The 21,467-nt window shown below is 54.3% G+C and carries 22 protein-coding genes and 3 tRNA genes; 9 read left to right on the top strand and 16 right to left on the bottom strand.

Annotated features, from left to right (window positions below; genetic code table 11):
* Positions 1-22: 22 nt before the first annotated feature.
* The 4 genes from deoD to deoC all read right to left on the bottom strand — a co-directional run bounded on the left by deoD (position 23) and on the right by deoC (position 4,339).
* Positions 23-745 (bottom strand): purine-nucleoside phosphorylase, encoded by a 723-nt coding sequence (gene deoD / locus V1566_RS06100; RefSeq protein WP_010427122.1) that lies wholly within the window; start codon positions 743-745, stop codon positions 23-25.
* 105 nt (positions 746-850) lie between these two features.
* Complete coding sequence (deoB, locus tag V1566_RS06095) at positions 851-2,074, bottom strand: phosphopentomutase (protein ID WP_395305352.1); 1,224 nt, start codon at positions 2,072-2,074, stop codon at positions 851-853.
* A gap of 53 nt (positions 2,075-2,127) precedes the next feature.
* Positions 2,128-3,450: a thymidine phosphorylase gene (deoA, locus tag V1566_RS06090; RefSeq protein ID WP_047646671.1), complete on the bottom strand. Its 1,323-nt coding sequence runs from the start codon at positions 3,448-3,450 to the stop codon at positions 2,128-2,130.
* Positions 3,451-3,559: 109 nt separating this feature from the next.
* Positions 3,560-4,339: a deoxyribose-phosphate aldolase gene (gene deoC, locus V1566_RS06085; protein ID WP_023310320.1), complete on the bottom strand. Its 780-nt coding sequence runs from the start codon at positions 4,337-4,339 to the stop codon at positions 3,560-3,562.
* A gap of 262 nt (positions 4,340-4,601) precedes the next feature.
* Here deoC and V1566_RS06080 point away from each other — a divergent pair, with 262 nt between their 5' ends.
* On the top strand, positions 4,602-6,149 hold the full coding sequence (locus V1566_RS06080; RefSeq protein WP_395305351.1) for a YjjI family glycine radical enzyme: 1,548 nt from the start codon (positions 4,602-4,604) through the stop codon (positions 6,147-6,149).
* The gene (locus V1566_RS06075; protein ID WP_395305350.1) at positions 6,124-6,984 is read left to right on the top strand and encodes a YjjW family glycine radical enzyme activase; all 861 of its coding nucleotides are present in this window, start codon (positions 6,124-6,126) and stop codon (positions 6,982-6,984) included. The genes V1566_RS06080 and V1566_RS06075 overlap by 26 nt, the downstream gene beginning before the upstream one ends.
* Here the strand turns inward: V1566_RS06075 and V1566_RS06070 are convergent.
* The 8 genes from V1566_RS06070 to V1566_RS06035 all read right to left on the bottom strand — a co-directional run bounded on the left by V1566_RS06070 (position 6,979) and on the right by V1566_RS06035 (position 13,341).
* The gene (locus tag V1566_RS06070; protein WP_395305349.1) at positions 6,979-7,761 is read right to left on the bottom strand and encodes a TatD family hydrolase; all 783 of its coding nucleotides are present in this window, start codon (positions 7,759-7,761) and stop codon (positions 6,979-6,981) included. The genes V1566_RS06075 and V1566_RS06070 overlap by 6 nt on opposite strands.
* Positions 7,758-8,810: a patatin family protein gene (locus V1566_RS06065; RefSeq protein WP_134349587.1), complete on the bottom strand. Its 1,053-nt coding sequence runs from the start codon at positions 8,808-8,810 to the stop codon at positions 7,758-7,760. The genes V1566_RS06070 and V1566_RS06065 overlap by 4 nt, the downstream gene beginning before the upstream one ends.
* Positions 8,811-8,930: 120 nt before the next feature.
* Positions 8,931-9,092: a DUF1328 domain-containing protein gene (locus V1566_RS06060; protein ID WP_003856556.1), complete on the bottom strand. Its 162-nt coding sequence runs from the start codon at positions 9,090-9,092 to the stop codon at positions 8,931-8,933.
* Between the two features lie 127 nt (positions 9,093-9,219).
* On the bottom strand, positions 9,220-9,837 hold the full coding sequence (osmY, locus tag V1566_RS06055; protein ID WP_395305348.1) for a molecular chaperone OsmY: 618 nt from the start codon (positions 9,835-9,837) through the stop codon (positions 9,220-9,222).
* Between the two features lie 299 nt (positions 9,838-10,136).
* Positions 10,137-11,726 (bottom strand): peptide chain release factor 3, encoded by a 1,590-nt coding sequence (gene prfC / locus V1566_RS06050; protein WP_032660822.1) that lies wholly within the window; start codon positions 11,724-11,726, stop codon positions 10,137-10,139.
* A gap of 91 nt (positions 11,727-11,817) precedes the next feature.
* Positions 11,818-12,495, bottom strand: coding sequence for a pyrimidine 5'-nucleotidase (yjjG, locus tag V1566_RS06045; protein WP_395305347.1), 678 nt, complete (start codon positions 12,493-12,495; stop codon positions 11,818-11,820).
* Between the two features lie 20 nt (positions 12,496-12,515).
* Positions 12,516-12,959 (bottom strand): ribosomal protein S18-alanine N-acetyltransferase, encoded by a 444-nt coding sequence (gene rimI, locus V1566_RS06040; protein ID WP_023334424.1) that lies wholly within the window; start codon positions 12,957-12,959, stop codon positions 12,516-12,518.
* Positions 12,928-13,341, bottom strand: a complete 414-nt coding sequence (locus V1566_RS06035; protein ID WP_029740017.1) for a DNA polymerase III subunit psi — start codon at positions 13,339-13,341, stop codon at positions 12,928-12,930. Before V1566_RS06035 ends, rimI begins: the two co-directional genes overlap by 32 nt.
* A gap of 102 nt (positions 13,342-13,443) precedes the next feature.
* Between V1566_RS06035 and rsmC the strand changes: the two genes are divergently transcribed.
* The 4 genes from rsmC to V1566_RS06015 all read left to right on the top strand — a co-directional run bounded on the left by rsmC (position 13,444) and on the right by V1566_RS06015 (position 14,964).
* Positions 13,444-14,472, top strand: a complete 1,029-nt coding sequence (gene rsmC / locus V1566_RS06030) for a 16S rRNA (guanine(1207)-N(2))-methyltransferase RsmC (RefSeq protein ID WP_395305346.1) — start codon at positions 13,444-13,446, stop codon at positions 14,470-14,472.
* A 172-nt stretch (positions 14,473-14,644) separates the two neighbouring features.
* Positions 14,645-14,730 (top strand) — tRNA-Leu (locus tag V1566_RS06025).
* A 28-nt stretch (positions 14,731-14,758) separates the two neighbouring features.
* Positions 14,759-14,845 (top strand) — tRNA-Leu (locus V1566_RS06020).
* A 33-nt stretch (positions 14,846-14,878) separates the two neighbouring features.
* Positions 14,879-14,964: transfer RNA gene (locus V1566_RS06015), tRNA-Leu, on the top strand.
* 41 nt (positions 14,965-15,005) lie between these two features.
* Here the strand turns inward: V1566_RS06015 and V1566_RS06010 are convergent.
* Positions 15,006-15,275: a DUF1435 domain-containing protein gene (locus V1566_RS06010; protein WP_032660829.1), complete on the bottom strand. Its 270-nt coding sequence runs from the start codon at positions 15,273-15,275 to the stop codon at positions 15,006-15,008.
* Between the two features lie 215 nt (positions 15,276-15,490).
* Between V1566_RS06010 and V1566_RS06005 the strand changes: the two genes are divergently transcribed.
* Positions 15,491-16,555 carry a GGDEF domain-containing protein gene (locus V1566_RS06005; RefSeq protein ID WP_395305345.1) on the top strand — a complete coding sequence of 355 codons (1,065 nt, stop codon included), beginning with the start codon at positions 15,491-15,493 and terminating at the stop codon, positions 16,553-16,555.
* A 95-nt stretch (positions 16,556-16,650) separates the two neighbouring features.
* Positions 16,651-17,439: a siderophore-iron reductase FhuF gene (gene fhuF, locus V1566_RS06000; protein WP_395305344.1), complete on the top strand. Its 789-nt coding sequence runs from the start codon at positions 16,651-16,653 to the stop codon at positions 17,437-17,439.
* A gap of 96 nt (positions 17,440-17,535) precedes the next feature.
* On the opposite strand, the gene V1566_RS05995 is transcribed toward fhuF, so the two are convergent.
* The gene (locus tag V1566_RS05995) at positions 17,536-18,882 is read right to left on the bottom strand and encodes a PTS sugar transporter subunit IIC (RefSeq protein ID WP_395305343.1); all 1,347 of its coding nucleotides are present in this window, start codon (positions 18,880-18,882) and stop codon (positions 17,536-17,538) included.
* Positions 18,883-19,210: 328 nt separating this feature from the next.
* On the opposite strand from V1566_RS05995, the gene V1566_RS05990 reads away from it, so the two are divergent.
* Positions 19,211-19,669, top strand: coding sequence for a YbaK/EbsC family protein (locus V1566_RS05990; RefSeq protein ID WP_008502085.1), 459 nt, complete (start codon positions 19,211-19,213; stop codon positions 19,667-19,669).
* Positions 19,670-19,707: 38 nt separating this feature from the next.
* On the opposite strand, the gene bglJ is transcribed toward V1566_RS05990, so the two are convergent.
* Positions 19,708-20,343 carry a DNA-binding transcriptional activator BglJ gene (gene bglJ, locus V1566_RS05985; RefSeq protein ID WP_395305960.1) on the bottom strand — a complete coding sequence of 212 codons (636 nt, stop codon included), beginning with the start codon at positions 20,341-20,343 and terminating at the stop codon, positions 19,708-19,710.
* Positions 20,340-21,077, bottom strand: coding sequence for a LuxR C-terminal-related transcriptional regulator (locus V1566_RS05980; protein WP_395305342.1), 738 nt, complete (start codon positions 21,075-21,077; stop codon positions 20,340-20,342). The genes bglJ and V1566_RS05980 overlap by 4 nt, the downstream gene beginning before the upstream one ends.
* Between the last annotated feature and the right edge of the window lie 390 nt (positions 21,078-21,467).

The raw sequence follows: 21,467 nt of genomic DNA, 5'->3' as shown, positions 1-21,467 counted from the left end.
CCGCCACCCGGCACAACAGCGCTTACTCTTTATCGCCCAGAAGAACAGATTCCAGCGCGATTTTGATCATGTCGTTGAAGGTAGTCTGACGCTCGGCAGCGGTGGTCTGCTCGTGGGTACGGATGTGGTCAGACACGGTGCAGATGGTCAGCGCTTTCGCACCAAACTCAGCCGCTACGCCGTAGATACCCGCCGCTTCCATTTCCACGCCCAGAATGCCGTATTTTTCCATCACGTCGAACATCTCGCCGCCGTCCGGTGCATAGAACAGGTCAGCAGAGAAGATGTTGCCCACGCGCGCTTCAACGCCCAGCGCTTTTGCCGCGTCAACCGCGTCACGCACCATGCCGAAGTCAGCAATCGCCGCGAAGTCATGGTCTTTGAAGCGCATACGGTTAACTTTGGAATCGGTGCAGGCACCCATACCGATAACGATGTCGCGCAGCTTAACATCCATGCGCACCGCGCCGCAGGAGCCAACGCGGATGATTTTCTTCACGCCGAAGTCGGTGATCAGCTCTTTGGTGTAGATAGAGCAGGATGGGATACCCATGCCGTGGCCCATAACGGAGATTTTGCGGCCTTTATAGGTACCGGTGAAGCCCAGCATGCCGCGAACGTTGTTCACTTCACGCACGTCTTCCAGGAAGGTTTCAGCAATGTGCTTCGCGCGCAGCGGGTCGCCCGGCATCAATACGACGTCAGCGAAATCACCCATTTCTGCATTAATGTGAGGAGTTGCCATCTTCAGTTCCTTTTCATTTGAGTTTTTTTTGCCCGGTGGCGCTTCGCTTACCGGGCCTACGGTTTTGTAGGCCGGGTAAGGCGCAGCCGCCACCCGGCAATGACCTCAGAACATGGCCTTGCCATATTCCATGTCAGACGTACCAAAGTATTTCGCGATAGTCTGGCCGATGTCCGCGAAGGTTTCACGGTGACCGAGCGAGCCCGGCTTCACTTTCGGGCCGTACACCAGCACCGGAATGTGCTCACGGGTGTGGTCGGTACCGGTCCAGGTTGGGTCACATCCGTGGTCCGCGGTCAGGATCAGAATGTCATCTTCACCCACCAGCTCCATCAGCTCCGGGAGACGACGGTCGAACAATTCCAGACCGGCCGCATAGCCTGCAACGTCGCGACGGTGGCCCCAGGAGGAGTCGAAGTCCACGAAGTTGGTGAAGACGATAGTCTTGTCGCCCGCTTCTTTCATCTCTTTGATGGTGGCATCGAACAGCGCATCCAGACCGGTGGCTTTCACTTTTTTGGTGATGCCGCAGTTGGCGTAGATATCCGCGATTTTACCCACGGAAACCACGTGGCCGTCTTTCTCTTCAACCAGCTTTTGCAGCACGGTTGGCGCCGGTGGCTCAACGGCCAGGTCATGACGGTTACCGGTACGCTGGAAGTTACCCGCTTTGTCGCCCACAAACGGACGCGCGATCACGCGGCCAATGTTGTAGCCGCCTTCGGTCAGCTCTTCACGGGCGATTTCGCACAGCTCGTAGAGTTTATCCAGGCCGTAGGTCTCTTCGTGGCAGGCAATCTGGAACACGGAGTCAGCAGAGGTGTAGAAAATCGGCTTGCCGGTTTTCATGTGCTCTTCGCCGAGTTCATCCAGAATCACGGTACCGGAAGAGTGGCAGTTGCCGAGGTAGCCCGGCAGGTTGGCGCGCTTAACCAGCTTATCCAGCAGCTCCTGCGGGAAGCTGTTCTGGTGATCGGAGAAGTAGCCCCAGTCGAACAGCACCGGCACACCGGCGATTTCCCAGTGGCCAGACGGGGTGTCTTTACCGGAGGAGAGCTCGTGAGCCCAGCCGTAGGCGCCCACGACTTCCGCGTTGCCGTCCATACCGGCTGCGATTTTACCGGTAGAGCCTTCATGCGCTTTCACCAGACCAAGGCGGGTCAGGTTGGGTAGAGTCAGAGGGCCTTTACGACCGTTGTCCGCTTCGCCTTTCGCACAGGCTTCCGCGATGTGACCCATGGTATCGGAACCCACGTCACCAAAACGTTCTGCATCTTCGGTTGCGCCGATGCCGAATGAGTCCAGCACCATAATAAATGCACGTTTCATAATTGTTCTCCGTACGTAGTGCTTCAAAAATTATCGATCAGATCAGTATACCGCTATTCGGTGATACGGCGATAGACAGTCGGTGTGGTTTCCGGCGCTTTATCGTCAAGCGTAATGGCCGCTTTCACCGCTTTAGCCGCTTCCTGCCAGCTGGCTTCGTCTTTGGCGTGGATCACCGCCAGCGGACGTTGACCGTCAACGCTGTCGCCCAGGCGGGCCATATCGGTAAAGCCGACGCTGTAATCAATGGTGTCTGACGCCTGACGGCGGCCGCCCCCCATCGAGACCACCGCCATGCCGAGGGCACGGGTGTCCATCGCAGAAACAAACCCTTCGCTATCGGCATACACCGCTTTGCTGAGCGTCGCGGTTGGCAGGTATTTCGCGTAGTTTTCAACGAAATCGGTCGGGCCTTTCTGCGCCGCAACCATGCGGCCAAAGATCTCCGCAGCTTTGCCGTTGTCCAGCACCGCCTGCAGTTTCGCGCGCGCTTCCGCATCGTCTTTGGCCAGCTTGCCGGAGATTAACATCTCAACGCACAGCGCCATGGTGACGTCGAACAGACGCGGGTTACGGTATTCGCCGGTGAGGAACTGGACGGCTTCACGCACTTCGACGGCGTTACCGGCGCTGGAGGCCAGCACCTGGTTCATATCGGTGAGCAGTGCGGTGGTGCGCACGCCCGCGCCGTTGGAGACGCCAACGATCGCTTCGGCAAGCGCAGCTGAAAGTTCATAGGTCGGCATAAACGCGCCGCTGCCTACCTTCACGTCCATCACCAGCGCGTCCAGCCCTTCTGCCAGTTTCTTCGCCAGGATAGAGGCGGTGATCAGCGGGATGGAGTCAACGGTTGCGGTGATATCGCGGGTCGCGTAGAAACGCTTGTCTGCCGGAGCAAGAGAGCTGGTCTGGCCGATAATCGCCACACCAACGTCTTTAATAATGTCGCGGAAGCGGTTGTCATCCGGGAAGATATCGAAGCCCGGAATGGCTTCCAGTTTGTCGAGCGTACCGCCGGTGTGGCCCAGGCCACGTCCGGAGATCATCGGGATGTAACCGCCACAGGCTGCCACCATGGGGCCGAGCATCAGAGACGTTACGTCGCCCACGCCGCCGGTGGAGTGTTTATCCACAATCGGGCCGTTAAGGTTGAGGCTTTTCCAGTCCAGAACGGTTCCTGAATCTCGCATCGCCATGGTCAGCGACACGCGCTCAGGCATCGACATATCGTGGAAGAAAATGGTCATCGCCAGAGCTGCAATCTGCCCTTCGGAGACGGTGTTATCACGAATGCCGTTGATAAAGAAGCGGATCTCTTCGTCGCTTAATGCATGACCATCACGTTTTTTACGAATAATTTCTTGTGCGAGAAACACGGTAACCTCCATGCGGAATCGGGGGAGTTGTGGCGGGTGGCGCTACGCTTACCCGCCCTACGATCCTGTAGGCCGGATTAGCAAAGCGTCATCCGGCATTGTCTGGCAATCAGTAGCTGCTTGCGCTCTTGCCGTCGCCGTGACCCAGCGCTTTCAGCAGGCTGGCCAGCAGGCTGGACGCGCCGAAGCGGTAGTGACGGGAATCAGCCCAGTCGGCGCCAAACAGCTCGTCGGCAATCGCCAGGAACTGCTGCGCGTCTTCGGCAGTACGCACGCCGCCCGCAGGTTTGAAACCAACGGTTTTGGATACGCCCATGTCGCGGATCACTTCCATCATGATGCGCGCGCTTTCTGGGGTCGCATTCACCGGCACTTTACCGGTAGAGGTTTTAATGAAATCCGCACCGGCTTTGATGGAGATTTCAGACGCCTTACGAATCAGCGCCTCTTCTTTCAGCTCGCCGGTTTCGATGATTACTTTAAGCAGCACGTTTGCCGCCGCACACGCGTCTTTACAGGCTTTCACCAGGTCAAAACCGACCTGCTCGTTGCCGGCGATCAGCGCGCGGTACGGGAACACCACGTCAACTTCGTCTGCGCCGTAGGCAATCGCCGCGCGGGTTTCTGCCAGCGCAATCTCGATATCATCGTTGCCATGCGGGAAGTTAGTTACGGTTGCAATGCGCACGTCCGGCGTGCCCTGCTCTTTCAGAGTCTTACGGGCAATCGGGATAAAGCGCGGGTAGATACAGATGGCTGCGGTGTTACCCACCGGCGTTTTCGCCTGATGGCACAGGGCGATGACTTTTTCATTGGTGTCGTCATCGTTCAGGGTGGTCAGGTCCATCAGTTTCAACGCGCGCAGGCTGCTTGCAGTTAAATCGGTCATAACATTCTCCAACGGCAGTGCCGTATAAATTTTACCTTGCGGGTCTGTGAGTATTCTAACATTCACCCGCATCCACACTTCGACATTCATCACAGTTAATGAAAACTGCGTACAAATTTGCATTACTGTAATGAGATCTTCTTCAAACTTTAGCGCCTAAATTGTCGACTAAAGCAGCGATACACCCTGTCGGATCAAAAGCCCCGACAGGCTGGCTTCCTACAATTCGTTCATCATCCGCAGAACACTCAAGGAAGCGAATATGCCCCACTCCAGCCCCGACGCCCTGCAACAACGTTGCCAGCACATTGTGACAAGCCCGGTGTTAACCCCGGAACAAAAACGTCATTTTCTGGCGCTGGAAGCGGAAAACAACCTGCCTTATCCGGCGCTTCCTGAGGCCGCGAGAGCCGCACTGGACGAAGGGTTTATCTGCGACATGTTCGAAGGCCACGCGCCTTACAAACCCCGTTACGTTCTGCCGGATTACGCAAAATTTCTGGCTAACGGTTCAGAATGGCTGGAGCTGGAAGGGGCGAAAGATCTCGACGATGCCCTCTCGCTGTTAACCATTCTCTACCATCATGTTCCGTCCGTCACATCGATGCCGGTCTATCTCGGTCAGCTTGATGCGATATTAACTCCATATGTTAGAATTCTAACACAAGAAGAGATCGATAGCCGAATAAAACGTTTCTGGCGCTATCTCGACCGTACGCTGCCGGATGCGTTTATGCACGCAAACATCGGGCCTGCTGACGGCCCCATCACACGCGCCATTCTTCGTGCCGATGCAGAGCTGAAGCAGGTCGCGCCGAACCTGACCTTTATCTACGATCCCGATATCACCCCGGACGACTTGCTGCTTGAGGTGGCAAAAAACATATGTGAATGCAGCAAACCGCATATTTCTAATGGCCCGATGAATGATAAAATTTTCACAAAAGGCCGTTACGGCGTGGTGAGTTGTTACAACTCCCTGCCGCTTGCAGGCGGTGGCAGCACCCTGGTGCGCCTTAACCTCAAAGCCATTGCTGAACGCAGCACATCCATTGAAGACTTCTTCACCCGCACGCTCCCGCACTACTGCCAGCAGCAAATGGCCATCATCGATGCGCGCTGCGATTTTCTGTACGGGCAGTCTGGCTTCTTTGAGAATAGCTTCCTGGTCAAAGAGGGGCTGATTGATGCCGATCGGTTTGTGCCCATGTTTGGCATGTACGGTCTGGCGGAAGCGGTAAACGCGCTCTGTGAGAAAGCAGGAATAGCGGGACGCTACGGAAAGGACGAACAGGCCAACGCGCTGGGGTATCGCATCAGCGAACAGCTTGCGGCGTTTGTGGAAAACACGCCGGTGAAACACGGCTGGAAGCACCGCGCGATGCTCCACGCGCAGTCGGGGATCAGCTCCGACTCCGGCACCACGCCGGGCGCGCGACTGCCCTACGGCGACGAGCCGGATCCCATCAGCCATCTGCTGGCCGTTGCACCACACCACAAACACTATCACTCCGGAATCAGCGATATTCTCACCCTGGAGGAGACGGTAAAACGCAACCCGCAGGCGGTGGTTCAGCTTTGCCTGGGCGCCTTCAGGGCGGGAATGCGGGAATTTACCGCCAACGTGGCGGGTAACGATCTGGTCCGCGTGACCGGTTATATGGTTCGATTATCGGATCTGGAGAAATATCGGGAAGCCGGATCGCGCACCAATACCACGTGGCTGGGAGAAGAGGCCGCACGCAATACCCGTATTCTGGAACGTCAGCCGCGCGTGATTAGCCATGAACAGCAGATGCGCTTTAGTTAGTCAGGTCATTCCTTTTTCCTGCGTGGACGGACCGGGCAGCCGCCTGGCCCTGTTCCTGCAGGGCTGTAACCTGCGCTGTAAAACCTGCCATAACCCGTGGACGATCGGCCGCTGCAACGACTGCGGGGACTGTGTGCCCCACTGTCCGCACGACGCGCTGACCATTCAGGCCGGACGCGTCTGGTGGCAGGAGAGTGACTGCCAGCAGTGCGACACCTGTCTGCACCAGTGCCAGCAGCAGGCAACGCCTATGGCACACCGCTTCAGCGTGGATGAGATCCTCACCCAGGTCCGCAAATCCACCCCCTTTATCGAAGGGATCACCGTGAGCGGCGGCGAAGCCACAACGCAATTGCCGTTTTTAGTGACGCTATTCTCAGCGATCAAAGCCGATCCTGCCCTGCGTCACCTGACCTGTCTGGTCGACAGCAACGGTCTGTTAAGCGAAACCGGCTGGCAAAAGCTGCTGCCGGTACTGGATGGCGCGATGCTGGATCTGAAGGCGTGGGGGAACGAGCATCACCGCTTCCTGACCGGGCGCGAAAACCCGCTGATTAAACAGAGCATCCGCTGGCTGGCAGATCGTCACCGTTTGACGGAACTCCGCCTGCTGGTTATTCCGGAGCAGTGTGATTACCTGGAACATCTCAAACCGCTAACGACCTTTATCCACGGGCTTGGAAATGTGCCGGTGCGCATCAACGCATTTCATGCGCATGGCGTTTACGGTGAAGCGGCCTCATGGCGCAGCGCCACGCCCGAGGACATTGAACCGCTGGCACTGGCGCTGGAAAAGCAGAAGATAACGGTGATCCGTCCGGCGCTTTATCTATAGCGTGATGCCAAATACCGAACGGGTATTCTCAAGCAGCGCGTCGGCAATCACCTCTTCAGGCTCCTTTCGCAGTTCACACAGGGTGGTAAACACGCGCGCCGCCTGTTCCGGGCGATTCGGCTGGCCCTGAAAACCATTCAGCGGCATATCCGGCGCGTCGGTTTCCAGCAGAAGCGTCGACAGCGGCAGCTGTGCCATCACGTCACGGGTTTTACTGGCGCGCGGATAGGTGATGGTGCCGCCGACGCCGATTTTATAGCCCAGCTCAATAAAACGCTGCGCCTGCTGCAGGCTGCCGGAGAAACCGTGTACGACGCCCCTGCGCGGCAGATCGATGCGTTTCAGGTGCATCGCCAGCTTATCGTGCGTACGTCTTGAGTGGAGGATCACCGGCAGATCGTGGCGCTTCGCCAACCTGAGCTGCGCGTCGAGGATCGTCTGCTGGCGCTCAAACTGCGGATCCTCGCGATAAAGATCGAGGCCGATCTCACCGATGGCGACAAGTTTGTCTCCTGCGGTCTGCAGGACCTCATCAAGCCTCTCAATGTGCTCCTCAAGATGCCGCTCAATCACAATCGGATGCAGACCGAGCGCGGCATAGAGCGCGGGGTGCCGCATAGAAAGATCCAGCACGCGGGAAAAATAGGCCGCTTCCACTGACGGCACAATGATGGCCTGAACACCTGCTTCGGCAGCTTTCGCAATGCTTTGCGCTTCATCCCCCGTAAACGGCGGGAAATCAAAGTGGCAGTGGGTATCGACAAAGCGGTGCGTCACGCCAGATCCTCGTTATCCAGTAAAGCGTCATTCGCCTGCGGAATATCCACCAGCGGCATCGTCAGGGCGTCGTTGGCGACAATCGCAGGCGGCATAATAATGCGTTTATGGCGATGAAGCGGCGGTTGCTCCGCCAGCATTTTACCCACCGTCGCCAGGAAATAGCGCCCGCACAGCCGCCCCGTTTTGTAATCCATGCGCAGCGCAGGGACGCGGCTGCCCAGGGCCATGCTCAGCAGCGGCTTAGGCGGATAGATTTCAAAAATACGCAGCTTACCCGGCGGTTTTTCAATGAAGCGCTGCATCGCGCCGTAGGTGGTTTCATGCTGCTTCGCGATGTTCACCAGCGGCTGCAGGCTGCTGTCGCCCAACCAGCGCTCCATCCGTTTAAACCACTGCGGCGTGTAATACATTTGCGACGGTACGGTTCGGATCACCACAATGGTTTTCGCCCCGCGCCGGGCGGCTTCCTGCACCGGCACCGCGTCACTGATCCCACCGTCCAGATAGCTAATGCCGTCCAGCAGGGCGCCGGTACGATAAAAGCCGGGGATCGCGCTGGAGGCGCGGATGATGTCCAGCCAGTTCTCCTTCTGAGGAGAAAAATAGCCCGGCGAATAATCATCGCCCCGGCTGGCGCACATCCAGAATTCTTTGCCGCTATCAAACAGACGGGCGGCAGTATCCATGGCCAGCGGCATCTGGCTGGAGGTCGACTCCAGCAGCCAGTCGAGATCGATCAGGTTACCCCCGCGCACAAAGCGCACCGGGTTAAAAAATTCTTTCGCCGTGGTGTAGCGCATAATGACCTTTCGCGCGTAGCCGGGCTGGTTGCAAACATAGGCAGAGAGGTTCTGCGCGCCGGCAGAAGTACCGAAGTAGAGATCGAAAGGGTTGAACTGCGCGCGCATAAATTCATCCAGCACGCCGGCGGTGAAAATGCCGCGCTGTCCTCCACCTTCGCAGACCAGCGCGAGTTGACCTGCGCGAAAAGGTTTTAACGTCAGCGGCGCAATATTGCCGAGCGTAACGGGAATTCGTTGCCCCACCTCTGCTTTCCTGTTTTGATTATTTTATAACACCACAGTAACGCACCCGACCTGTTCCGCAAATAAGAAAAAGCCAGTCACAGTGACTGGCTTTTTTTTGTTGAAGGAATATTGCGTTTGCTACGGACGTCTACGACCCGTAAACAGGCTGACCAGGAACAGAATAATACCCACAACGAAGACAATTTTAGCTGCCCATGCCGCTGTACCTGCCAGTCCACCAAAGCCCAATGCGGCGGCAATTAACGCGATAACCAGAAATATAATGCCCCAACGAAACATAAGCTTCTCCTTTACCATAGTTAATGTCGGCCGCTAAACGTGAGCGCTCAGGTCACTCACCGGCGTTTTTCCAGAGTCGTTCTTATTTCGCCCGCTGGTGTTAGCCAGACGGGCGAATGGTCAAGATTTACTTCGTTTTCAGATCGTTTTTAACGCTTTTCACACCGTCAATCGCTTTCGCGATGGACTCGGCACGTTCACTTTGCGCCTGCGAATCTACCGTACCGGAAAGCTGAACCACACCATCGGTGGTTTCTACTTTCACCTTACGGGATGGCACGATGTCATCTGCTAAAAGTTTAGCTTTGATTTCACTGGTCGTAGCGGCATCACCGGCATAACCTTTTACCGACGCGTTTTTGCTGTCACGTACGTGCAGCTTATCGCTGACGGAGGCAACACCTTCGACGCCTTTCGCCACTTTCACCGCCTGTTCGGCCTGAGCCTGGCTTTCAACAAAGCCGCTCAGCGTGACCACTTTCTTGTCGGTCTTAACGGAAATATCGGTACTTTTGATGGCTTCATCATCCACCAGTGCGGCTTTCACTTTTGCTGTGATTGAGCTGTCATCCATGAAGTTGCCGACTTTATTCATAGAGCTATCGATTTTTTGCCCTGCGGTATCGGCCGTGGACTGTGCTTTATCCATGGTGCTGCTTTCCGCCAGGGCGGAACCGCTCGCCAGAACGCTACCCAGGGTTACAGCCAGCAGAGTTTTCGAAATCTTCAGTCTTGTCATATTCATCGATCTATTCCTGTGTTGACCCGTTATTCGGGCTACATACTTCCTTAGTAGTTTTATATATTGCGAATAAACACGCGGGCAAAATGGACAACCTAAAGTCATGCATTGAACAGTTAATTTATCCACGCCCGGTGTTAAACACTGAGTTAAATATAGATCACTCTCACAGAGCCGCTTTCAGAATTGGGTAAAAAACGCGCGAATAGCGTGAAATTGCGTTGAATTAAGAACATTCCGCAAGGGATTAATAAGACAGGAATTAAAGAAGAGCACGGCGGCAGCCGTGCTCTGAGAGGGGATTAGTGCTCGCGGGTTTTACGGAACTGAACGTCAGGATAACGTTCCTGCGTCAGGTTCAGGTTCACCATGGTTGGCGCGATATAGGTCAGGTTATCCCCGCCATCCAGCGCCAGCTGAATTTCGTTCTTACGCTTAAATTCTTCGAATTTCTTCACGTCAGAACACTCAACCCAGCGCGCGGTCGCGACGTTCACAGACTCGTAAATCGCTTCCACGTTGTACTCGCTCTTCAGACGTGCAACAACCACGTCGAACTGCAGCACGCCGACCGCGCCAACGATCAGATCGTTGTTCGCGATTGGGCGGAACACCTGCACGGCGCCCTCTTCGGAGAGCTGAACCAGGCCTTTCAGCAGCTGTTTCTGCTTCAGCGGATCGCGCAGACGGATACGACGGAACAGCTCCGGTGCGAAGTTCGGAATACCGGTGAACTTCATCATTTCGCCCTGGGTGAAGGTATCGCCGATCTGAATAGTGCCGTGGTTGTGCAGACCGATGATGTCGCCCGGATACGCCTCTTCAACGTGCGAACGGTCGCCCGCCATAAAGGTCAACGCGTCGGAGATCACCACGTCTTTCCCGGTACGCACCTGGCGCAGCTTCATGCCCTTTTCATACTTACCGGACACCACGCGCATAAAGGCCACGCGGTCGCGGTGTTTCGGGTCCATGTTGGCCTGAATTTTGAAGACGAATCCGGTGAATTTCTCTTCTTTTGCTTCCACTTCACGGGTGTCGGTTTTACGCGGCATCGGGCGCGGCGCCCACTCCACCAGACCGTCCAGCATGTGGTCAACGCCGAAGTTACCCAGCGCGGTACCGAAGAAGACCGGGGTGATTTCACCGCTCAGGAACAGCTCTTTGTCGAACTCGTGAGACGCACCCTTCACCAGCTCCAGCTCGTCGCGCAGCTGCGCGGCCAGCTCTTCGCCGACTGCAACGTCCAGCTCAGGGTTATCCAGACCTTTCACCACGCGGACTTCCTGAATGGTGTGGCCTTTACCGGTCTGATACAGGTAGGTTTCGTCTTTATAGAGGTGATACACCCCTTTGAACAGCTTACCGCAGCCAATTGGCCAGGTGATGGGCGCACAGGCGATCTTCAGCTCGCTTTCCACTTCGTCCATCACTTCCATCGGATCGCGGATGTCACGGTCGAGTTTGTTCATAAAGGTGAGGATCGGCGTATCGCGCAGACGGGTAACTTCCATCAGCTTACGGGTCCTGTCTTCTACACCTTTCGCGGCGTCGATCACCATCAGACAGCAGTCCACCGCCGTCAGGGTACGGTAGGTATCTTCGGAGAAGTCTTCGTGGCCCGGGGTGTCCAGCAGGTTCACCAGGCAGTCGTGATACGGGAACTGCATCACGGAGGTGGTAATCGAAATACCACGCTGCTTTTCCATCTCCATCCAGTCGGATTTTGCATGCTGGCTGGAGCCACGGCCTTTAACGGTACCCGCAGTCTGGATCGCCTGTCCGAACAGCAACACCTTCTCAGTGATGGTCGTTTTACCGGCATCCGGGTGCGAGATAATGGCAAAAGTGCGGCGCTTGGCCACCTCTTGCAGATAAGGAGACAACGTCATAATTAAATCTTCTTTTATAAGCGCGGCAGCACGCCACGCATCATGGAATACAAAATTGCGGCTATTTTACCCATCAATGGGGGGCAGGCAATCATTGTTTACACAGGAGTTGCTCCAGTTCGTTCAACGACGTCACGGTCCAGGTCGGCTCGATGCCTTCAGGCTTCACGCGGCCATGCGCATTGAGCCAGACGGTCGACAGACCGGCATTCATGCCGCCCAGAATATCTGACTCTGCCGTATCACCCACCATCAGTACGCGATCGCGGTCAGGATTACTGGCCTGCGACAGCGCATAATCGAAAATGCGCGGATCCGGTTTAGGTACACCCACCTCTTCGGAGATCACCAGCGCGTCGAAATGATCGCGCAGGCCGGTGCGCTCGAGGCGGATCTGCTGCAGGGCGGTAAAACCGTTGGTGATGATCCCCAGTTTCACCTTGCCTTTCAACGCATTCAGCAGGGAAACCGCGCCCGGCAGTGGCGCACAGATATCGGCCATCGCGTTCAGGAACGCCTCGTTCAGCGTCCCCGGGCTGACCTTTAAGCGTTCCGCCCAGACGTCAAAGCGCTGGTGCTGAAGCTGTAACGCGGTGATGGCACCGTTCTGGTAATCCACCCACAGCGGCTTGTTTACCGCCTGATAGTCCTGAAAATCTTCAGCGGTGAAGGTCACGCTATAGTCGAGAAACATCCGCTGCAGGCCGCCGAACGAATCGAACGTAAACAGCGTTTCGTCGGCATCAAAGAAAATCCAGTCCCATTTCATCGTTACAACCTTATTTTTTATTATCCAATCGGCAGAGCCATTATGATGGCGTCTTCACGTCCCTCTGCGGTGGGGTAGTAGTTACGGCGGATTGTCGCCTCGTTAAAGCCTAAGCTTTCATAGAGCGCGATGGCGGCGACATTCGACGCGCGCACCTCCAGCCACAGGGTGAAAACGTCACGGGTTTCGAGCTCACGGATGAGGTGCTCAAGCAGTTCTCTTCCCAGCCCACGGCGCTGGAACGCGGGATCAACCGCGATATTAAACAGCGTCGCTTCATCAAGAACAACCTGCGTAATCGCGAAGGCGGCCATGGTACCGTCGACGTCCAGGCGGTAGTTCAGATACCGTTCGCCCTGATTGCTGGCGAAGGTTTTTTCGCTCCACGGAAACGCGTGGGCGCGTGTTTCAATCGCGAACGCGGTGGTCAGGTCAGGCGTCGTGAGGGAAGAAATCGTGTTCATATTCGCAGATTTGTTGCCATAGCGCGCTGCGCGCTTTTGGGTTGGCTTTCAGTTCGTCCAGCGCTGGCGTGCAGATCTGGCTCCCCTGCAGGGGGATCTCGTTTGTCTCTCCGATACGCCAGCTGTTACAGCGGCTATCAGGAGGAAGCATCGCGACACGCTCTGGCGTCAGCTGTAAAACCTGGTCGGCCGTCATCTTCAGGCTGCGAAGGACATCATCGATCAGGGGTTCATTCAGGGCAGGCAGTTCTTCCGCCACCATCACCAGGCGTACGTGCGCAGGGATGGAAATGGCGATTTCGCCCTGCAACGCCGTCGGGCGACGCAAAGCCCACTGGGTAATGCCCAGCTGCTGCAACTGCCAGTCTCGTCGGGATGTCATAGGGAAAACTCCTGTCTCTCAGGCGCGCAAATATAGCAAATGTGTCGAAAGTGCGCCATCTACCTACTATAATCCCCGCCTGAGTTTATTGAGGAACAATTCATGTCTGCATTTACCCCGGCAAGTGAAGTCTTGCTGCGTCACAGTGATGATTTCGAAGAAAGCCGTATTCTGTTTGCCGGAGATATGCAGGATGACCTGCCTGCGCGTTTCGACTGTGCTGAAAGCCGTGCCCACACCCAATACTACCACCACTGGCAGGTGCTGAGCCGCCAGATGGGCGAGCGCGCGCGCTTTAGCCTGGTGGCGGAGCAGAGCGATATCGCCGACTGCGATACGCTGATTTACTACTGGCCGAAGAACAAACCGGAAGCCCAGTTCCAGCTGATGAACCTGCTCTCCCTGCTGCCGGTCGGCTGCGATATTTTCGTGGTGGGTGAGAACCGCAGCGGCGTGCGCAGTGCTGAACAGATGCTGGAAAGCTACGCGCCGCTGAATAAAGTCGACAGCGCCCGCCGCTGTGGTCTGTACCATGGCCGTCTGGAAAAGCAGACAACGTTTGATCCACAGGCTTACTGGGACGAATACCAGCTTGACGGCCTGACCATCAAAACCCTGCCGGGCGTGTTCAGCCGTGACGCGCTGGATACGGGCAGCAAGCTGCTGCTCTCCACCCTGACGCCGCACACCAAAGGCAAAGTGCTGGACGTGGGCTGCGGCGCGGGCGTGCTCTCTACCGTCCTCGCCAGCCATTCACCAAAAGTCCGTTTAACCCTGTGTGACGTGAGCGCCCCGGCGGTAGAAGCCAGCCGCGCAACGCTTGCCGCAAACGGCATTGAAGGCGAGGTGATTGCCAGCAACGTCTTCTCTGACGTCACCGGTCGTTTCGACATGATTATCTCCAACCCGCCGTTCCACGACGGTATGGAAACCAGCCTTGAAGCGGCACAAGCGCTGATCCGTGGCGCAACCCGTCACCTTAACAGCGGCGGCGAGCTGCGTATCGTTGCGAACGCCTTCCTGGCGTACCCGAAGGTGCTGGACGAAACCTTCGGCTTCCACGAAGTGATCGCCCAGACTGGCCGCTTTAAGGTCTACCGTACCGTGATGACGCGTCAGGCCAAAAAGTAATCTCCACTCCTGCAGGCCGGATAAGCACAATCACCATCCGGCAGGCAGGCGTCTCCGTTCCGGCCATTTTTGCAGCAATCAATAAAAGGTGAGCACTTTTCAGTTGACGTAAAGCTGAAAACATCTAGAATGCGCCTCCGTGGTTACGATACTTTTACAGTATCGATGGTATGCGAAGGTGGCGGAATTGGTAGACGCGCTAGCTTCAGGTGTTAGTGTCCTTTGGATGTGGGGGTTCGAGTCCCCCCCCTCGCACCATAAATCACAATGATATTGCTCGCACTGGGCGAAGGTGGCGGAATTGGTAGACGCGCTAGCTTCAGGTGTTAGTGTCCTTACGGATGTGGGGGTTCGAGTCCCCCCCCTCGCACCAACGAGGCGATATCAACAATAGTAAGATGACTGTGCGAAGGTGGCGGAATTGGTAGACGCGCTAGCTTCAGGTGTTAGTGTCCTTAGGATGTGGGGGTTCGAGTCCCCCCCCTCGCACCAATTATCTTACATCCCTTCTGAAGTGCCTCTTGTTTTCCCTGTTATTTCAAACTCATCAGTATCACCAGAATTCCACTGACCAGTGCTACGCAGGATGGCAGTAAAACAAAGTGGCGTAATTGCTTATGCCAGATCATGCCTGACGTGACTAACAGGCCTGACACAATGATCGCTTTCCAGGTATCAAGGGAGAGATCGGCAAACATCAAACCGCCGAGAATAGCTCCCGGTAGCAATACCCCCCAACCACTTCCCAGCGCCCTGTTCAACATGATCTGCCCTCTCACAACGATAATGATAACCAATATCATATGACAGAGATTATCATTTGTCAGCTGAATGAATCAAAATCCATCGACCTTTACCTTTCCCGTAATGACAGGAATTGCCTAAGGTGATAAATTGCACACCTGTTAACAACATCTAAAGATTTTCTGATAATTATTCTTTCAGTTTTTTGCATATTTTATTGCGAAACAACACCTACTTATTTGTTTTAATTAAATTTTAATAAAAACGCACGACTATGACATCACAATCCTGGCGGTCTTTGGTTCACAGAAAATATCAATTGTCGTTACGTTTGTTTTTATTTCTGAACGCAACCTCGGCAGTGTTCTCGGTAACAAACCCGCTCAATTCTGTACGCCTGGTATCTGCCCCTCTTATTGCTATTTTCTCCATCAGCACAGGGCTCTTCGTCTGGCACTGGAGAAAGCGCGCGCGGAAGATAAATATTCCTGTCGTTTCAGGGATCTTCGGTATTTTATGGGCCTGGCAAATTGAGTCGAAATTCGCCTTAATTTCCCACGACCATGCGACGTATTTGTTAATTGCCCTGTTGACGGTGCTTTTTATCGGAACGCTGGCATTCGCCAGTAATATCAAAGCATTTACGCTGCACTCTTTGCCCACCTTTATTGTCTGCCTGTGGTTAAGCGATCACGATATATGGCTGCGAATGACCTATTCTTTCGCACTTCCTGTGGTGGCAATTGCTATTCATAACATTTTGCAAAGACGTAACGATCGTTTCGCTCAGGAATTGCTCTCTCGCCTGTTGGAAGAGCGAGAAACCCTTACCGATCTCAGCATGATGGACCCGCTTACCGGGCTCTATAATCGTCGCGGTCTGCAAAGCCGTCTGGAGAACCTGCCGACCGTAGAAAATGGCGAGCACTTTGTCCTGCTGATGGATATCGACCACTTCAAAGCCTATAACGACCATTATGGCCATATGATGGGCGACCAGGCGCTGAAGCGCGTCTCTGCGGCAATCCGCGACGCCGTGCGTTCTCGCGATATTGTGGCGCGCTTTGGCGGGGAAGAGTTTATGGTGCTGCTGACCAATATTTCACTCGAGCATGCTCGCCAGACGGCCGAGCGGATCCGTCAGAAAGTCTACGATTTGAAAATCCCGCATCTGTTTAACGAGAGTGTCGCAACAAACGTCACCATCAGCATTGGTATTGCCATTTTCGAGGATGAAGACGTGGAAGGCGCGCTGGAAAAAGCGGACAAAGCCCTCTACGAGGCTAAGCATATGGGGCGCAATAACATTCTGTTGAGTGAAGAGCTACAGACGGCGTAAACATCGCGGCGATGTCATCAGGACAAAAGTCTTGCCATTGGTATGAGCAATAGTTAGGATTGGCAATCATTATCATTTAGATTTTTATCTATACTATGGCCACGCATACCGCACACATCGTCGAACCCCTCCTCTGGCGAGCGCCCCTCACCAGCGGGAATGCTTCGCTTGCGGATGCCATACGGGATAAGATTGCAAAGACGCGCGCCCACCTGCTGGACTTTATCCGGCTTGATGAAGCGCACCCGCACCATGCCATGACGCTCTCAGAGTGGCGCCAACCGGCAAAACTGCAATCGCTGCTGGCCACCTATTCCGACCATATCTATCGCAATCAGCCCACCCTTTCGCGGGAAAATAAACCGCTGCTCTCTCTCTGGGCGCAGTGGTATATCGGGCTGATGGTGCCTCCCCTCATGCTGGCGCTGTTAACCCAGAAGAGCATGCTGGAACTCTCGCCGGATAATTTCCATGTGGAGTTTCACGAAACCGGGCGTGCAGCCTGCTTCTGGATCGATCTTCACGAAGACCAGAGCGCGGAACGCCTGACGGCTCAGGAACGTATGGAGCAGCTTATCACGCAGGCCCTGATCCCGGTGGTGGAAGCGCTTGAAGCGACGGGAGAGATTAATGGGAAGCTTATCTGGAGCAATACGGGCTATTTAATCCACTGGTATTTAACGGAAATGAAGCCCCTGCTTGGTGATGAGAATGTTGACGCCCTGCGTCAGTCCTGTTTCTTTGCAAAACAGCTTTCCGATGGCCGTGACAACCCGTTATTCCGTACCGTCGTGCTCCGTGATGGGCTTCTGGTTCGCCGCACCTGCTGCCAGCGGTACCGCCTGCCGGACGTTAAGCAGTGCGGGGATTGCACGCTGAAGTAGTGCAGTGAATTGCCCGGTGGCGCTTCGCTTACCGGGCCTACAAACATCTCAACTCGTAGGCCGGGCAAGGCGCAGCCGCCACCCGGCACAGTGCTTTTAAGCTATCTGCTGATTATCCTCTTCCGCGTTACGCTGCGCTTCTTCCGCTTCCTGCTCCAGCAGCTGCTTCTCGTACACTTTGAAGAACGGGTAATAGATGATTGCCGATACGCAGGCCAGAACCACAACCAGAATGGCCGCGCGGAAATCCCAGCCCAGAGCCCACGCTGCGCCTATCGGCGCCGGTGCCGTCCAGGGGACCACTGAGATGACGCGGCCAATCAGGTCAAACGTCATCGCCGCCCAGGCCAGCACGGCATTTACCATCGGTGCCAGCAGGAACGGAATAAAGAACACCGGGTTCATCACAATCGGCGTACCGAAAATAACGGGTTCGTTGATATTAAAGAAGCTGGGTACCACGCTCAAACGCCCGATAGAGCGTAAATGCGCTGAACGGCTACGCAGATAGCAAATCACCAGCCCCATCGTGGCGCCAGACCCGCCAATCACAATAAAGAACGTCCAGAACGCCTCCATAAAAATATGCGGCAGAGGCTGGCTGGCGGCCAGCGCGGTCTGGTTAGCGCCCAGGTTAGTCAGCCAGAACATCTGCAGCATCCCGGAGACGATGGCGGCTCCGTGGATCCCGGCAAACCACAGCAGATGGCCAATCAGCACGGCCAGCAGGATCGCAGGCAGGGAATCCGCTGCGGAAACCAGCGGTTTAAAGACCGACATAATGGCCTGCGGGATCAGCATGCCAAACTGAGACTGAATGAGCAGGCTCAGAGGATAGAGCGTTAACACCACCACCAGCACCGGGATCAGCAGATCAAAAGAGTTTTTGATCATCGGAGGAACCTGATCTGGCAGGCGAATACCGATGTTATGCGCCTTGAGGAAACGCATCATCTCAACGCAGTAGATCGCCACCAGAATCGCGGTAAAAATCCCCGTCCCACCCAGGCTGTCGACAGGAAGCGTGCCTTTGGTTTTCGGTGCCGCGACCAGCAGAAATGCCATCAGCGACAGCATGGCGCACATAAACGGGTCTAACTGGTGCGATTTGACATAGTGTTTGCCAAGGTTATAGGCAATGGCCGCACAGATATAAATGGACATAATGCCCATCGTCATATCAAACGGTGTCAGGATCTGGCCTTCAAACTGTTTCGCCATATCCAGCCAGGCGCGGGCGAAACCCCAGGTGGTATCAGGCGAAAAAGGTGGGTAAGCGAACACTAATAAAAACGAACCCACAATCATAAATGGCATCGCGGAGATGAACCCATCACGAATAGCCATGACATGACGCTGGGAAGAAATCCGCCCGGCAATCGGGCTCACGTAATTTTCAACGAAACGGAATATCAGGTTAAACGCAGCATGGTTGGCAGACATGGCAGATCTCCTGTCAGACGTTTGATACAGGCACTTTCGCGCCGTACGTTGTTCCATAAATCAGCTTCACAACCTTGCTGGCTTGTGTACCAGTGGTACTGCTCAGACGAAATGGTTTCATAATTTGCTCTTATTATTGGATACAGGGGACGTTACGTACTCAGTATTAATCGACGCAACACGCTCTGCAACCGGTTACTGTAACCGGTTTCTGTGATTGTGAAGAGGATCCAGAAATCAGCCGTTCGGAATATTTGTTACTGAAGAGATATTTACAGAGCATAAATTCTTATGACAGATTACGCAGGATATTTGTCAGGAGGAAACAATGAGTTTGCAGTCTGTACAGCAGTTTTTTGCCGACAACGCGCCGGATATAGATGTAATTGAACTTAGCCAGAGTACCGCTACCGTTGCGTTGGCTGCTGCCGCCCATCGTGTTGAACCGGGACAAATCGCCAAGACCTTGTCATTAAAGGTGAAAAATGAGGTGATTCTGGTGGTGGCGAAAGGCGATGCCCGCCTGGATAATAAAAAGCTGAAAGACACGTTTGGTGCGAAAGCGCGCATGCTCAGTAGTGATGAAGTGGTGACCATCACCGGTCATCCCGTTGGCGGCGTGTGCCCGTTCGGGCTGGAAAACCCGCTCGCGGTTTACTGCGATATCTCATTAAAGCAGTACGCCGAAGTGCTGCCCGCCGCAGGCGCAATTCATAGCGCCGTGCGTATTTCACCTGACAGAATGGCAGAGCTGACTTCCGCAAAGTGGGTTGATGTTTGTATCTGATTGATGCGCCAGAGCCTGTCTGGCGCGCAACAGGCAGGTTATAAAAAGTTCGGTTTGCTGAGTGCCGAACTTTGCGGTTCTCTTGCCGGAAGGTGAGTAATAATATCCGCCGCGTCGAGCAATCCTACATCAGAATTCACCCCCAGCTTCAACATCGCATTAAACTTATGCGCCCGAATGGTCTTAATATTGCGTTCAAGCTGTGCCGCGATTTGAGGAATGGAATAGCCGCAGGACATATAGCGCAGTATTGCCCGTTCCGTTGGGCTTAACATTCTGTTTTGACTCCGGTACCAGTGATTCATCATATTGTCATTGATGCGTAATGTTTCACTCAACAACACCACGAGTTCCTGCTGCAGATACTCAAGCGTCAGCGACTTACTGACCACACCGTGAAGGCGTGACGGTGAAAGATGGCTAATTAACCGAGCTTCCGTCTCATCAGCGACCAGGATAATGCGCTGGATATGACCATGCGTAAACGCGAAATCCCGCAGGTGTGCCAGGCAGTTACGACGTTCTTCTCGCGCATCGGAAAGTGAATAGATCAGTGAGAAAAAATTGTCGTGCTGAAGTGCTTTCTTAAAGCTGTCAAATTCACTGAACAGATGCAGCTGATAATGGCTCAGGCCAGGCATAGCAAAAAGATGCTGTAACCCAACAGCACTCATCGCGCAATTTTCGACGAGGGCGATATGTCTTGTTGAATTGGTTTTTTCCATTCCTCGAACTCTCCATAGGCTGACATCAAATTCAGCTCTCTCATTCCCTGTGTACTGTTGATCCAGGCGTACATATCGGCATTACTGCGTAATGACAGCCGTCGCATCGCACTGTTTTTCTGCGCACTGATGGTTTTATTACTCTTCTTGAGCAATGTGGCAATTTGGTTAATCCCCCATCCTTTACCTAACAGACGCAGCACCTTGCGTTCGGAGTGCGTCAGCTCGATAACATGTTCGTCTTCATCCTCCGTATTTTGAGGTTCCGGGGTTAACAACGTCTGGCTTATTCGCTCTGCCCGCTCGCTACCTGCCCGAATAGCGTTAACCACGCCTTCAATGGGCTCTATGTCAGAAAGCAACGTACTTTCCGGGCGCATAAGCAACTCAACCGCAATAGGGTAAAGCGGCCGCGAGACTAAAAAAATCCAGTGAATGTCCCGGTATTGATTCAATAAACCGTAATACTCTTCGAGGGTGCCCCGAGGATTCCTGTATTCACCTGAAATATCGGCAATGATGACATCAGCCCGACGTAGCTGGAGCAGCGTTAACTCCTGCAGTGAGCGACAATAGGTCAATTCAAAATCCGGGAAATGGCGCGCCATCACGCCCCCTAACCCGCTTTGCATGACGGGTATCCGGCTAATGATAACGCCATGCTTACCATGCAATGACAACATAGACCCTCCGTGTCCATTCTTCATTTGATGAGTAACGTTAAAACGCATCAAGGTATAAGTATTTTCGTCCCTGAGTGTAAAACTGATTAATACAAGCAGAAGATGAGATAAGTTCTTAGTTTAAGAAATGCCTAAAACAGAGGTAATATCTCATAAAGCGCAAATAAATTTAATCGCGGAGCCATTAAAATAACGACAATATAAAATTAGAATAACTAAATACAAATATTCTATATTTCCACATCAATAATTCACTACATTAATAAATTCATCCGGCCTCCTTTCGCGATACGGGCTGAAACTGTTTGCATAAACCTTGATCTGGCCCACAGCAAGGGGCACTGCACTTTGTGCTAAAAGTAATCACTATGGGCCAACCGGCAACTTTCC

Origin of the sequence: Enterobacter sp. ECC-019 (assembly GCF_043974075.1) — a bacterium.
GTDB classification, from domain to species: domain Bacteria; phylum Pseudomonadota; class Gammaproteobacteria; order Enterobacterales; family Enterobacteriaceae; genus Enterobacter; species Enterobacter asburiae_D.
Note: the sequence above shows the minus strand (reverse complement) of the source record. Positions and strands in the feature narration are given on the sequence as shown.